The 12,795-nt window shown below is 37.0% G+C and carries 16 protein-coding genes; 8 read left to right on the top strand and 8 right to left on the bottom strand.

The annotated features are described in order from the left end of the window. Nucleotides 1–148: 148 nt before the first annotated feature. A complete protein-coding gene (gdhA, locus tag ACJJVU_RS02460; RefSeq protein ID WP_405221921.1) occupies nucleotides 149–1,492 on the bottom strand; it encodes an NADP-specific glutamate dehydrogenase in 1,344 nt (447 codons plus the stop codon). A gap of 210 nt (nucleotides 1,493–1,702) precedes the next feature. Between gdhA and ACJJVU_RS02455 the strand changes: the two genes are divergently transcribed. After that, on the top strand, nucleotides 1,703–2,545 hold the full coding sequence (locus ACJJVU_RS02455) for a THC0290_0291 family protein (protein ID WP_405221918.1): 843 nt from the start codon (nucleotides 1,703–1,705) through the stop codon (nucleotides 2,543–2,545). A gap of 67 nt (nucleotides 2,546–2,612) precedes the next feature. Here the strand turns inward: ACJJVU_RS02455 and ACJJVU_RS02450 are convergent, their stop codons facing one another. Next, nucleotides 2,613–3,755: a cystathionine gamma-synthase gene (locus tag ACJJVU_RS02450; RefSeq protein ID WP_405221915.1), complete on the bottom strand. Its 1,143-nt coding sequence runs from the start codon at nucleotides 3,753–3,755 to the stop codon at nucleotides 2,613–2,615. Nucleotides 3,756–3,908: 153 nt separating this feature from the next. Here ACJJVU_RS02450 and ACJJVU_RS02445 point away from each other — a divergent pair, with 153 nt between their 5' ends. Next, nucleotides 3,909–4,631, top strand: coding sequence for a hypothetical protein (locus ACJJVU_RS02445; RefSeq protein WP_405221912.1), 723 nt, complete (start codon nucleotides 3,909–3,911; stop codon nucleotides 4,629–4,631). Here the strand turns inward: ACJJVU_RS02445 and ACJJVU_RS02440 are convergent. After that, nucleotides 4,621–5,085, bottom strand: a complete 465-nt coding sequence (locus tag ACJJVU_RS02440; RefSeq protein ID WP_405221909.1) for a DinB family protein — start codon at nucleotides 5,083–5,085, stop codon at nucleotides 4,621–4,623. The two genes, ACJJVU_RS02445 and ACJJVU_RS02440, sit on opposite strands and share 11 nt — an antisense overlap. Nucleotides 5,086–5,169: 84 nt before the next feature. Here ACJJVU_RS02440 and ACJJVU_RS02435 point away from each other — a divergent pair, with 84 nt between their 5' ends. From ACJJVU_RS02435 to ACJJVU_RS02420, 4 genes are all read left to right on the top strand, one after another. Further along, on the top strand, nucleotides 5,170–5,523 hold the full coding sequence (locus ACJJVU_RS02435; RefSeq protein WP_298323631.1) for an arsenate reductase family protein: 354 nt from the start codon (nucleotides 5,170–5,172) through the stop codon (nucleotides 5,521–5,523). 6 nt (nucleotides 5,524–5,529) lie between these two features. Further along, complete coding sequence (locus tag ACJJVU_RS02430; RefSeq protein WP_405221906.1) at nucleotides 5,530–6,423, top strand: DMT family transporter; 894 nt, start codon at nucleotides 5,530–5,532, stop codon at nucleotides 6,421–6,423. Further along, a complete protein-coding gene (locus tag ACJJVU_RS02425) occupies nucleotides 6,416–7,546 on the top strand; it encodes a peptidogalycan biosysnthesis protein (protein ID WP_405221904.1) in 1,131 nt (376 codons plus the stop codon). The genes ACJJVU_RS02430 and ACJJVU_RS02425 overlap by 8 nt, the downstream gene beginning before the upstream one ends. Before the next feature lie 285 nt (nucleotides 7,547–7,831). Continuing rightward, nucleotides 7,832–8,200 (top strand): nuclear transport factor 2 family protein, encoded by a 369-nt coding sequence (locus tag ACJJVU_RS02420; protein ID WP_013750788.1) that lies wholly within the window; start codon nucleotides 7,832–7,834, stop codon nucleotides 8,198–8,200. A 69-nt stretch (nucleotides 8,201–8,269) separates the two neighbouring features. On the opposite strand, the gene ACJJVU_RS02415 is transcribed toward ACJJVU_RS02420, so the two are convergent. Beyond that, nucleotides 8,270–8,743, bottom strand: a complete 474-nt coding sequence (locus tag ACJJVU_RS02415) for a thioesterase family protein (protein WP_298323624.1) — start codon at nucleotides 8,741–8,743, stop codon at nucleotides 8,270–8,272. A gap of 93 nt (nucleotides 8,744–8,836) precedes the next feature. Continuing rightward, nucleotides 8,837–9,427 (bottom strand): TetR/AcrR family transcriptional regulator, encoded by a 591-nt coding sequence (locus ACJJVU_RS02410; protein WP_405221900.1) that lies wholly within the window; start codon nucleotides 9,425–9,427, stop codon nucleotides 8,837–8,839. Nucleotides 9,428–9,599: 172 nt separating this feature from the next. On the opposite strand from ACJJVU_RS02410, the gene ACJJVU_RS02405 reads away from it, so the two are divergent. Together ACJJVU_RS02405 and azu are read left to right on the top strand one after the other, a co-directional pair. Next, nucleotides 9,600–10,574: a YheT family hydrolase gene (locus tag ACJJVU_RS02405; protein WP_405221897.1), complete on the top strand. Its 975-nt coding sequence runs from the start codon at nucleotides 9,600–9,602 to the stop codon at nucleotides 10,572–10,574. A gap of 47 nt (nucleotides 10,575–10,621) precedes the next feature. Further along, on the top strand, nucleotides 10,622–11,128 hold the full coding sequence (gene azu, locus ACJJVU_RS02400) for an azurin (RefSeq protein ID WP_405221894.1): 507 nt from the start codon (nucleotides 10,622–10,624) through the stop codon (nucleotides 11,126–11,128). Between the two features lie 98 nt (nucleotides 11,129–11,226). On the opposite strand, the gene arfB is transcribed toward azu, so the two are convergent. From arfB to ACJJVU_RS02385, 3 genes are read right to left on the bottom strand one after another with little or no spacing between them, the layout of a single operon-like run. Continuing rightward, on the bottom strand, nucleotides 11,227–11,628 hold the full coding sequence (gene arfB / locus ACJJVU_RS02395; RefSeq protein ID WP_405221891.1) for an alternative ribosome rescue aminoacyl-tRNA hydrolase ArfB: 402 nt from the start codon (nucleotides 11,626–11,628) through the stop codon (nucleotides 11,227–11,229). Then, nucleotides 11,625–11,759, bottom strand: coding sequence for a DUF2256 domain-containing protein (locus ACJJVU_RS02390; RefSeq protein ID WP_081804642.1), 135 nt, complete (start codon nucleotides 11,757–11,759; stop codon nucleotides 11,625–11,627). The genes arfB and ACJJVU_RS02390 overlap by 4 nt, the downstream gene beginning before the upstream one ends. A gap of 9 nt (nucleotides 11,760–11,768) precedes the next feature. Then, nucleotides 11,769–12,719: an NAD-dependent epimerase/dehydratase family protein gene (locus ACJJVU_RS02385; RefSeq protein WP_405221888.1), complete on the bottom strand. Its 951-nt coding sequence runs from the start codon at nucleotides 12,717–12,719 to the stop codon at nucleotides 11,769–11,771. Between the last annotated feature and the right edge of the window lie 76 nt (nucleotides 12,720–12,795).

The raw sequence follows: 12,795 nt of genomic DNA, 5'->3' as shown, positions 1-12,795 counted from the left end.
ATCAAATGTACAATTATTGCACTATGAATCGAAATGAGGCATTTACATATATTAGTACGATTTTATGTAGAGGTACGCTTTCGCGAAAGCTTAACACAAAAAAAGGGTAGCCTAAGCCACCCTTTTTAAAAACTATATAAAGCAGTTATTATACTACTCCTTGTGCTAGCATTGCATCTGCGATTTTTACAAAACCTGCAACGTTTGCTCCTTTTACGTAATCTACGTAACCATCTTCATCTTTACCATAAGTTACACATGCTTCATGTATATCAAGCATAATGTTGTGTAGCTTCTCATCTACTTCTTCTGCTGTCCAGTTGTAACGTAAACTGTTTTGTGACATTTCAAGTCCAGAAGTAGCAACTCCTCCAGCGTTTGAAGCTTTTCCAGGTGAAAACAAGATTTTTGCTTTGTGGAATACTTCAATTGCTTCTGGCGTACAAGGCATGTTTGCTCCTTCAGCAACACAGATACATCCGTTATCTACTAAAGTTTTTGCTTCATCACCGTCAAGCTCATTTTGAGTTGCACAAGGTAAAGCCACATCTACTTTTGTTCCCCAAGGTCTCTTACCTTCATGGTACTCTGCAGAAGTATACTTTTCTGTGTACTCGCTTATGCGGCCACGTTTTACATTTTTAAGCTCCATTATAAATGCTAGCTTCTCTGCATCAATACCATCGTTATCTACGATATATCCTCCAGAGTCTGACATAGTGATTACTTTACCACCTAATTGAGTTACTTTTTCTGTAGCATATTGAGCAACATTTCCTGATCCAGAAACTGCAACTGTTTTACCTTCAAAAGTTTCTCCTTTAGTTTTAAGCATACTTTGTGCAAAATATACGTCTCCGTATCCTGTTGCTTCTGGTCTCATTAATGAACCACCGTATGATAATCCTTTTCCAGTAAGAACTCCCGTAAATTCATTACGAAGTTTCTTGTACTGTCCAAACATATATCCTATCTCACGGCCTCCTACTCCAATGTCTCCCGCAGGGACATCTGTATTAGGACCTATGTGACGAGAAAGCTCGCTCATAAAGCTTTGGCAAAAACGCATTACTTCTGCATCAGATTTTCCTTTTGGATCAAAATCAGATCCACCTTTACCACCACCCATAGGTAATGTAGTAAGGCTGTTTTTGAAAACTTGCTCAAAACCTAAAAACTTAAGAATACTAAGATTTACAGATGGGTGGAAACGAAGACCCCCTTTATAAGGACCAATAGCGCTGTTAAACTCTACACGGTATCCTCTATTAACCTGTATCTCTCCAGAATCATCTGTCCACGGCACACGAAACATAATCGTACGCTCTGGTTCTACCATACGCTCAAGAAGTTTCTTCCCTTGATATTTAGGATTTTCTTCTATAAAAGGTATTACAGTTTCTGCTACCTCGTGAACGGCCTGCATAAATTCTGGCTCGTTTGGGTTGCTCTTAGCAACATAATCGACAAATTTTTTAATGCTGTCTGACATAAGTTTAATCTATTGTGAGAATGTATTTTACAAATCAATTTTTACTGGTTACAAATATACGGTATCCTTGATTTTATGCGCATTTTTTTTAGAATATCACAATGAACAAATCAACAAGTAAGATTAAACTTACAAGAAATGGGGAATATACTTGGAAATTTCGGTGTTTGACATTATTTCATATATTTGTCTCACTCAAATTACCTACTTATGAAAGCCAAGTACCTACTGTTGGCATTGCTATCTTTTATGATGGCGCATCAGAGCTTAAATGCTCAATTTGGATTTTCGCACGAACTTGGCGTTATTGCGGGTCCAGTTGCATTCCAAGCAGACTATGGTGAGCGTGGTAATCAAGAAACAAATATAGGCAATACAGGATTTGGAGTAGGTCTTGTTCATTACCTAAACTTCTCATATCAAGCAGATTGTAATTGCTATTCCCGATACACGTATTTTAATGATCACTTTAAAGTTCGTAATGAGATAGATTATCATTTTACAAACCTTAATAATTTTGGTCCAGAAACAGACGACAATGATTTTGGTGGTTTAAGACTACGTAATCACAAAGGGAAAGCAAGCGTTCTAGAAATAGGTTCTCATTTAGAATATTACCCACTTAGCATAAGAGATTTTGCAGCAGGAGCTTTTAAATTTGCTCCATATGTCAGTCTTGGCGCTCACTTTGTTTCTTATAATCCTAGTGCAACTACTGATTTGAGAGCAGATGGGAATATTTTTGGACAAGTGCTCAACCCCTACACTCAGGATCCTTTTGACACGGGACCTGCCATAATTGAAGGCTTTAATGTAGGTGATGGAGAGTTTGGGACAGGAGTTGACACACAACCTGGAACAACCTGGGCAATCGCAGGAAGTATAGGGACACGATATAAACTAAGCGTACTAAGTGATCTTAATTTAGATTTGAGATGGCACTACTACTTTTCTAACTGGGTAGATGGACTTAACCCTGACCCAAGACCTGACAATAAAGTAAATGACTGGATTTTCTGGGTCAATGTAGGATACATCTATTACCTAGATTAACTTATTATAAAGAATAAACAGAAAAGCGACTTTGATAGTATCAAAGTCGCTTTTCTGTTTTACAGGGTTAGTTTTCTAGTGCCTGTTTAAGATCTGCTATGAGATCTTCTTCATCTTCAATACCTACGCTTAGCCTCACTAAGGAATCTTTGATTCCGAGTTTTTCTCGTTCTTCTTTAGGGATAGAGCCATGAGTCATTGATGCTGGATGACCTGCAAGCGACTCGACACCTCCTAGGCTTTCGGCAAGCGTGAAAATTTGTAGTTTCTCTACAAAGCTTACAGCACCAGCAAGAGAATCTTGCTTAGTAGTAAATGAAATCATAGCTCCGTAGTCCTTCATCTGTCTTTTAGCAATGAGATGATTAGGATGATCTTCAAAGCCAGGCCAGTATACCTTGTCAACCATAGGATGAGACTTAAGATAGTGAGCAACAGCCTTGCCATTCTCGCAGTGCCGTTGCATACGCACATGTAAGGTTTTTATACCACGCAATGCCAAGAAGCTATCTTGAGGTCCACTTATGGCCCCACTTGCGTTTTGTATAAAGTATAATCTATCTGCCAGTTCCTTATCTTTTACAATAAGAGCACCCATAACTAGATCGCTATGACCTCCCAAATACTTTGTGGCACTATGCATCACAATATCGGCACCTAAGTCTAGTGGTAATTGCAAATAAGGTGTTGCAAATGTATTATCTACCGCAAACAGCACCTTGTGCTTTTTTGATATTAATGAAACTGCCTCAATATCAATAATACTCATCATCGGATTTGTAGGCGTCTCTACCCAAATGAGCTTTGTGTTTTCATTTATATATGTCTCTATATTCTTTACATCTTGCATTCCAACAAAGTGGAACTTTATGCCAAAACCTTCAAATATCTTAGTAAAAAGCCGATACGTACCACCATAAAGGTCACTCGTTGAGACCACCTCATCACCTGGCTTGAGCAATTTCATAATTGCATCAATTGCGGCTAGCCCAGATGCAAAAGCGATTCCGTAGTCTCCATTTTCTATACTCGCAAGCGACTGCTCAAGTGCGTGACGCGTTGGGTTTGCAGAGCGACTATACTCATATCCCTTATGACCGCCAGGCGTAGATTGTGCATAAGTAGAAGTTTGATATATAGGAGGCATAACAGACCCATAAGCCTTATCTGGATGCTGTTTACCATGTATTGTCTTAGTATTAAATTTCATTGTAGTGTTTTTTAGTAAAAAAGCTCTTTCTCCTTACATCATAAGAATTATAAAAATACAATAACTGATGACAAGCCATAATGATTATAAGAAGGAGTGATCTCCTAGTATATGTTGCTTTTATTTTGAGAGCATATCAACTACCTTTATCTTATGAAAAAACTGCTTCCTTCCATACTTGTAATTATTCTTTTTATAAGCTGCGAAAAGACAATCACCTATACATCTAGCACAGATAATTATTCTACAAAAGACTTTACTATTTGCAATAGCCAGCCTTGTCCAGAGATTATGTTATCTGTTCTGCATATGGAAACACCGGAAGAAGCTGCTGTCACGGTTAATAACTGGGTTCAGACTTCTACTATAAATACACTTTATAACGAGACAGAAAGTTTACCTAGCTCTATTAATGACGCCATTGAACTCTATATTAATAACTCACAAATATCATATCCAGAAACCACAGAACTTTCGGACGCTCATGAAATCACTATAGATTCTGCGATATCATTTGGTTCTAACAACTTACTATCAATAGTATTCTATTCATATCAATTTATGGGCGGTGCGAGTGGTTTTGATAACGAAATGTATCTCAATATCAATCCACAAACTGGTAAGGAATATAGAGATGACGATTTGCTCGATGATGATTTTTACGCTTTCGCGAAAGCGCAATTTGAAAAAGAATATCCGCAAGAAACATTTGACGTTACACCATCAAACCTTCCCGATAGCTACCTAAAAGAAGTAGGGTTTACCGAAGAAGGTATTGTTCTTATTTATAATGATATGGGTGTGTCCTCATTTAATATGGAAGACAAGCAAATAACAATCCCATGGGAGCTTTCTCAAGATTACCTTAACCTTTAATGAGTTTTGATAGTTGGATAATACAACCTAGGTGTAATCCTTCATGAAAGTTATTAAAATCAAGTCCATGCTCTACTTTTGACAATGTTCCTCCCGAAGTAGAAAGCGTATATTCTTTAAAATCTTTAAAAATACCCGCCTCATAATCTTTTTGAAGTGTCTTAAGAGTATCAAAAAGCATCTCGTTTATAAGGCTTAGCTCCTCTTGAGTTACATCTTTTTCTGGCTTTGTACCCTTCTTATAACTATTAATAAACTCCATAGATACAGGTGGCGTGAGACCAGAAAGTCCGTAAGTAAGAAGTTGTTGTGTAGCAATGCTATGACCTATATTCCAGATAATATTATTGTTGAAACCATCAGGTATTTTATTAAGCTCTTCAAGTGTGTGACTCTTAATAAAACGCTCTAGAAGATGGCGGTTTTTTAGGCAAATATCAAAGGTATATTCCATTGGGTTTAATTTTCCTTAAAAATAATTCATTTTGGTAGAGATAGGCGGTATTTTTATACTGTAATTGAAATACACCACCTTATTTTGAAGAAAATCTACCACCTCTCTACTTGTAATACTTGCCAGCGCATCATTTCTGAAATTAACCCTAGTGATGATGTCATTATGCAAGACATTAAATCTGAGCCTATGACGTTATCTCAAGTAGAAGAGATGAAAGAAATGGAAGGGTCTTATGAAGCTCTTTTTAGCAAGCGAGCACAATTATATCGTAAACGCGGTCTTAATGAACAGACACTATCTGAAGATGACTATAAAAATCTTATTCTAGAGCATTACACTTTCTTAAAACGACCTGTAATGATTGTAGAAGATAAAATCTTTGTGGGAAACAGTAAGAAAGTAGTTGCTGCTGCCGTTGAAGCATTTGCAAAATAGTTAAATATGAGTAAGCGTCATCTCGCCTTTCTTGCAGCCTTTGGCGCTAGTTTTATTTACGGTATAAATCACACCCTTGCTAAGGATTTGATGCCCACCTACATCGAAGCGTATGGATTTATTATGCTTAGGGTACTAGGAGCAGCGGTTCTATTCTGGATTACAAGTTTGTTTTTTCCTTCAGAAAAGATAGAACGTAAAGACTGGTGGCGTATGCTACTTTGCGCACTCTTTGGGATGACCATAAATATGCTCATGTTTTTTAAAGGGCTACAACTATCTACTCCCATAAATAGCAGTGTGGTGATCACATTATCTCCCGTCATATTGCTTGTGCTTTCTGCTATATTTTTAAAGGAAAAGATCACTTGGCTTAAAGGTTCTGGTATTGCTATAGGTCTAGTGGGCGCATTGGTTTTGATCCTCTTTGGCGCCAAAACACAAGAAAATGCCCCTAACATTACGCTAGGTAACATGCTCTTTATGATTAATGCTACCGCATACTCTGTCTATTTAATTCTTGTAAAACCACTCACTGCAAAGTACTCGTCAATTACCTTAATGAAATGGTTTTTCCTTATTGCGGTATTTACAAACGCACCTATCGGGCTTCCTCAATTTCTTGAGGTATCCTGGAGTACATTACCTCCTAATGTCATAGGAGTCATGGCTTTTGTGGTAGTAGGTACGACCTATCTTACATATCTCTTTAATGTATTTGCTTTAAAGCAGCTTAAACCATCAACTATAGGCGCATTTATATACCTGCAACCTCTTATCGCAACCATTGTAGCGATTATCTTAGGTGCAGATACGCTTACTACTATTAGAATTATTGCTGCTGCACTTATTTTCTTAGGTGTATATTTAAGTACTAAACGAAAAAAAGCAATTGCCTAAAATAACCACTCAAGAGTTTTTTACTATAAACGACATCCCTGACACCACCTTCAGAGAATTAGGTTGTGATCAAACCTTTTACTTTTCAAAACTATTTTTGGCTTCTTTTGAAGAGGCAAATAACACGATAGATTATCGGTATTTAGTTTTCATGAGTAGAGAGAAACCTATCGCTATCGCTATTCTCCAGCGTGTGCGAGTTTCTCTTGAGAGCGCATCAAGTAACCTTCCCTATTATCAAAAACTAGCCAAATCTGTACAATGCTACCTAAGCAATAAAAAAACGCACATTCTAGTTTGTGGGAATGTATTTTTAAGCGGGGAGTATGGGATATGGGTTAAACAAGGAATAGATAGAAGACGTATTTATGATATGCTTTCGCGAAAGCTTAAAACACTACAAAAAACCACTAAATCAAGTGTTTGCTTTTTGAAAGACTTTAATGCCACACAAGACACCGCTGCCAGTGTAGTAGAAAAACAGCACTTTCAATCATTTGCCGTCGAACCTAATATGCACGTAAATGTTGCTTGGAAAGATTTTGAGGATTACAAAAGCTCTTTAAAATCAAAATACCGTATAAAAGTTAATAAGGCAGACTCGTCTAGTAACGCTCTTATACAAAATTCACTTACAGCGAACGAAATAAGAACATATAAAGAAAAACTTAAATCCTTATATCTAGATGTTGCAGAGAAAGCCTTGTTTAACACTGCTTTTATTGACATTGAAACCTACGCATTACTTAAAGAGCGGTTTCCCGAAAATGTAATCATTAGCACCTACAGTAAGAAAGGGGAAATAGTAGGATTCTCAACCGCTTTTTTACATGACGAACAGCTCAGCGCTCATTATGTTGGGCTTGATTATACTGTAAATAAAACAGATGCCATCTACCCAAGAATGTTAAACGATTATATTCGATTAGGTCTTTTACTAGGGGTGAAAGACATTAACTTAGGCAGAACTGCATCTGAAATTAAAAGTACTCTAGGAGCAACGCCAGAACACTTAAGATGTTATATAAAACACCGTCGTACTGTGGCAAATATGTTTTTTAAACCATTTATACGCCAGATTAAAATGACGGAATATAAACAACACAACCCACTTAAAATTTAAATTCAATAGCATCTACTTAGCGTAGATACTATTATATCTTCATTAAATTATGGTTATCAATCTACACTAATATTGAAAAATTTAAGTAAGCTGCTATTCATTTGATCTTCGTCAAAATCTCAGTAAACTCCTCTCACATCAATATTTTTGTAAACTAGATATTGCTAAATATAGTAAAAAAGTGTTAAAATTTTTAACACTTTTTTTAACATTCACATAATTAGCAAATATATTTCTAAAAAAACTTCACTACATTTATTGCGAACAACTTAAAATCAAAGACTTATGAAGACTAATGAAATTGCAAATAATTTAGTGAGCTGGTGTAATGAAGGTAATTATGAGCGTTGCTATAAAGAATTATACAGCCCTAATATTGTAAGCTTGGAACCCGCTTGGGCAGAAAATGCGCGTGCAGAAGGAATGCAAGAAGTTGCAAAGAAAGGAGAATGGTGGGAAAATACTTTTGAAGTACATAGCAGTAAGGCCAGCGAGCCTACAGTGGCAGATAATTGGTTTTCTGTGCGTTTTGATATGGACACTACACATAAACCTAGCCAGCAGCGTTCACAAACATCTGAGCTTGCCGTATATCAAGTAAAAGACGGAAAGATTGTACAGGAGCAGTTTTTCTATGATATGCCTGGACAATAAATAAAAAATCCCGGGTTTATAATGCGTTTGTACATTATATACCCAGGATTTCCTTATTAATGCTTGCTATTACTTATCTATAGGCATTTGCCCGTGTGAGCGCATGTCTTCCTTAGTAAGAATTTTAAAATCTGGTGTTTTTGGTGCATTCTCGAGCATAGGTGTTAATGCTTCTGGTAGTCCGATAGTTTTACGAGTAGTAAGATCAATCCAAGCTCCCATCATGCTTCCGCGAGCCAGGTTTCTTCCCTTGTAATCGTAAAAATTGTGTACAAACTTAAAGAACATACCATCTTCACTAGCTCCACCTAGTTCAAACGTTACGGTAATAGGTTTACCTTGAAAAGCTTCTTTGAAGAAGAACAACTGTTCATGAAAAATTACTGGTCCTATATTATGAGTTACCATTTCTCGCTGGCTTAGTCCGTTCTCAATCATAAAGCCCATACGAGTATGAGACATAAAATTTACATAGGCAGAGTTTGCTAGATGACGATTTGCATCTATATCACTCCATCGTATATCAAATTCCTTCGTGTACATATTATAATTATTTAATGCGCTTATGCGCTATGGTTAGTGCTACTTAGTTTGTAAAATTACAATTTCAAAATCTTTTATAGACTTAAGAATAGGTTAAGAATCCCGACGTAATACCCCAAGCGCGTTGTGTACGATTTGCTGTAAAATATCGCGATTTCTCAGAAACATCCCTGTAGTACGCATTCCTTGAAAAGTGCAGAATAGAAAATAAGCATACTGTGATGCAGACTGCTTTGTATTTATAAGGTGTGCATCTTGCCCTTCTTGCACTAAGCCCTTAAAAAACTCTATTCTGTGCTCTTGCATCTTCTCGAGATAATCTCTTATTGACTCGTCCTCCCTACTAAGCTCCACTTTACAGTTTATACTAAAGCAACCTCTTCCTTGGCTATCTTTTACAATCTCCTCTATAAAATTTTCAAATACAAAACGAATTCCCTCTAGCGGATTAGATGCTCGTACTAAAGCATTTGTATATATCTTTTCATTTTCTTCTTGGTACTGTATCAGTAAGGTTTTATAAATGGCTTTTTTATTGCCAAACGAGTTGTAAATACTAGACCTATTAAGTCCCGTAACTTCTACAAGATTCCTCATGCTCGTACCGTTATATCCTTTTTGCCAAAACAAATCTCTTGCTTTTGCTAGTACAATTTCTCTATCAAAATCTTCGGTTCTAGGCATTTTATGAGGTTATAATCATGATAAATATAATTGGAATGTTTGTTTCATAAAAGAAAACATTAAATAAAACTACTTTCTATAGGTTTGATTATTACGCTTTCGCGAAAGCTTAATTCTACCTATTTTTATAATCTCTTAATAGTTTTTTACTAATAGTACACCACCTTACATAATGCCCATTGTACCCTCACGTTTTCGCGCAAGCGGACTTTTTAAAGATCCACATTTTTCGACCATTTATTCTGCAAAGATTAGACGTGTGAAGGGGATCACGCAAACTCGTGAGCGCATAGAGCTTCCAGATGGAGATTATATAGATATAGACTGGACACTCGCCGCGACACCACAAGAAGGTAACATTAAAAAAGTTGCAGTATTACTACATGGACTTGAAGGAGACGCACAGCGACCTTACATACTAGGCACCGCAAAGCTGTTAAGCAATAATGGTTATGATGTGGCTGCTATAAACTTTAGAGGATGCAGCGGTAGCCAGAATAGACTGTATAGATCATATCATAGCGGCGATACCGGCGATATTAGATTTGTAGTAAACACACTCGTTACTAGAGCATACAGCCATATTAATCTATATGGAGTAAGTCTAGGTGGCAATGCAGTGCTCAAGTATCTAGGAGAGCAAGATCACATACCCTCACAAGTGACTTGTGCTGCCTGCATAGGTGTTCCTGCAGATCTTAAAGCCTCTCTTGAACAACTTATTAAGGGAGAAAACATCGTATATCGAACCTCATTTTTAGTGCATCTTAAAGCAAAGTATCGCAAGAAAATGCAGCAGTTTCCTGATAAAATGAATAAGGAAGACTATAAAAAAATCAATAGTTTAAAACGCTTTGACGATCTGTATACCGCACCCGCACATGGCTTTGAGGATGCACTTGATTATTATGCCAGAGCAAGCAGCTTTGACTACCTTGATAAGATTACTGTACCCACCCTTATTCTCAATGCAAAGAATGATAGCTTTCTTCACGGTGATTGCTATCCTATAGCACAGGCAAAAAACTCTAATATTATACACTTAGAAATGCCAGACCATGGAGGTCATGTAGGATTCTATATGAAAGGAGAATTTTACTATAATGAACTGCGTACTCTAGAGTTTTTTCAAAAAAATATGGAGTAAAAAGTATGCGTTAGTTATCTTTATATTAATAAACAAAACTATAAATTATGAGAATTAAAGGATTTCTAGCAGTGATTGCACTAGCTACTATAATGGTAAGTTGTGGAGAAGGAGAGAAAAAAGAAACTAAAGAGACTGTAAAAATAGGATCAAAAAAAGCTGCTACAAAAGCAGATGAGAACACTGTAAATCTAGCACTTGCAGGTAATGACCTCATGAAATATGACAAGAGCGAGCTTAAGGCAAAAGCTGGACAAGAGGTAACTCTTACCTTCCGTCATACTGGAAAAATAGGGATTAAGGTTATGGGACATAACTTTGTATTGCTTAAGCAAGGTACGTCTATACCAGAATTTTCGGCAGCAGCAGCTACCGCTGGCGAGGCAAAAGACTGGATTGCAAATGAAGACCAGATTATAGCACACACAAAAATGATAGGTGGTGGCCAGACTACCTCAGTAACATTTACTGCTCCAGCAGCTGGAACTTATGACTTTATCTGTAGTTTCCCTGGACACTCTGGATTAATGAAAGGAAAGTTTATTGTGGAGTAAATCACACCACATGTAAATTAAAAAAAGCCATCACGAGTTGTAACTCTTGATGGCTTTTTTCATTACTCTATATTCTTCTATAGTAAACCGAATGTCAATTAATACGACGGTTTGCGTCTGTTTACTTTCTTTTCAGATTGTACCTTTTTAGCATTAAGGCGTTTAAGTTTTGCCATCTTAGATGGACGTTTTTTTATTCTAATTTTAGGTCTTTGTACAGCTACCTCTAGCAGTGCAAACAGGCGTTTTATCACATCCTCTTTGTTTTTGTGCTGACTACGTGAGGTTTGAGAAGCGAGCAGCAACACCCCTTCTTTTGTAAGCCTATGACTAAGTTTTTCTTTGAGTAACTCAAGCTCTACCTCTGTTATTGCAGCAGATTCATACATAGCCCAAGATAACTCTACTCTTGAACTTGTTTTATTTGCATGCTGTCCTCCAGGGCCGCTACTTCTCGTTGCCTTAAATGTAAGTTCGGTAAGTAGTAACTCCTTGTTCATTGGTTTTTATTTCTTCTACATCGCTCACTGCAATAAATTACTTCATCCCAGTTTTTCTCCCATTTCTTTCGCCATGCAAAGGGTCTTTCACAAACGGGACATACTTTTGTAGGAAGGTGCTGTTTTTTCAAAATATGAGCTTAGCTATATTGTAATTTAAGATTATCAAGCATAATCTTAGTAATGGCATCAAGGTCAAATTTATGTTCCCATCCCCAGTCTTTACGAGCTTCACTGTCATCTATAGAACCAGGCCAAGAATCTGCTATGGCTTGTCTAAAATCTGGTTCATATTCGATCTCAAACTCTGGAATTACCTTTTGAATACTTTGAACTACATCTTCTGGCGCAAAGCTTACTCCTGCAAGGTTATATGACGAGCGTATTTTTACATCCTTCTTAGGGGCGTCCATGATATTTATAGTTGCTCTAATTGCATCCTCCATATACATCATAGGTAATACTGTTCCCTCCTGCAAAAAACAACGGTAGTTACCATGTTTAAGTGCTCTGTGGTATATATCTACTGCATAATCTGTAGTTCCTCCACCAGGTTCTGTTGTATAACTTATAAGCCCTGGGTAGCGTATGCTTCTTACATCTACACCATATTTCTTATGATAATACTCACACCAGCGTTCCCCAGTTTGTTTTGAAATTCCATACACAGTTGATGGTTCCATAACCGTAAGTTGTGGTGTATTTTCTGAAGGAGTAGTTTCTCCAAAAACAGCAATACTAGATGGCCAAAATACCTTTTTAACCTTCTTATCTTTTGCTAAGTTTAAAATATGAAACAGCGTCGTCATATTAAGATGCCAAGCTTTGGCAGGAAAACGCTCTGCAATTGCAGATAACATAGCCGCCATTAAGTACACTGTATCAATTTTATATCTAAAAATTACATCTTCTACCGCAGCAAAGTCTGTTGCATCCAGAAGCTCAAAGTGCCCCTCACTCATCAGCTCTTCATTTCCTTCACGGATGTCACTGGCTACAACCTTATCTGCACCAAATCTGTTACGTAAAGCGATGGTAAGCTCCGTTCCTATCTGACCGCAAGCTCCTATGATGAGTATTCTAGATTTCATATTGTGTGTTTTTAGTAGTACGCTTTCGCGAAAGCGTATGCAAACTTAATCATAAATATTGCGCGTATATACCCAA

Source organism: Dokdonia sp. Asnod1-B02 (assembly GCF_045063955.1).
In the GTDB taxonomy this organism is placed as follows: Bacteria; Bacteroidota; Bacteroidia; order Flavobacteriales; family Flavobacteriaceae; genus Dokdonia.
Note: the sequence above shows the minus strand (reverse complement) of the source record. Positions and strands in the feature narration are given on the sequence as shown.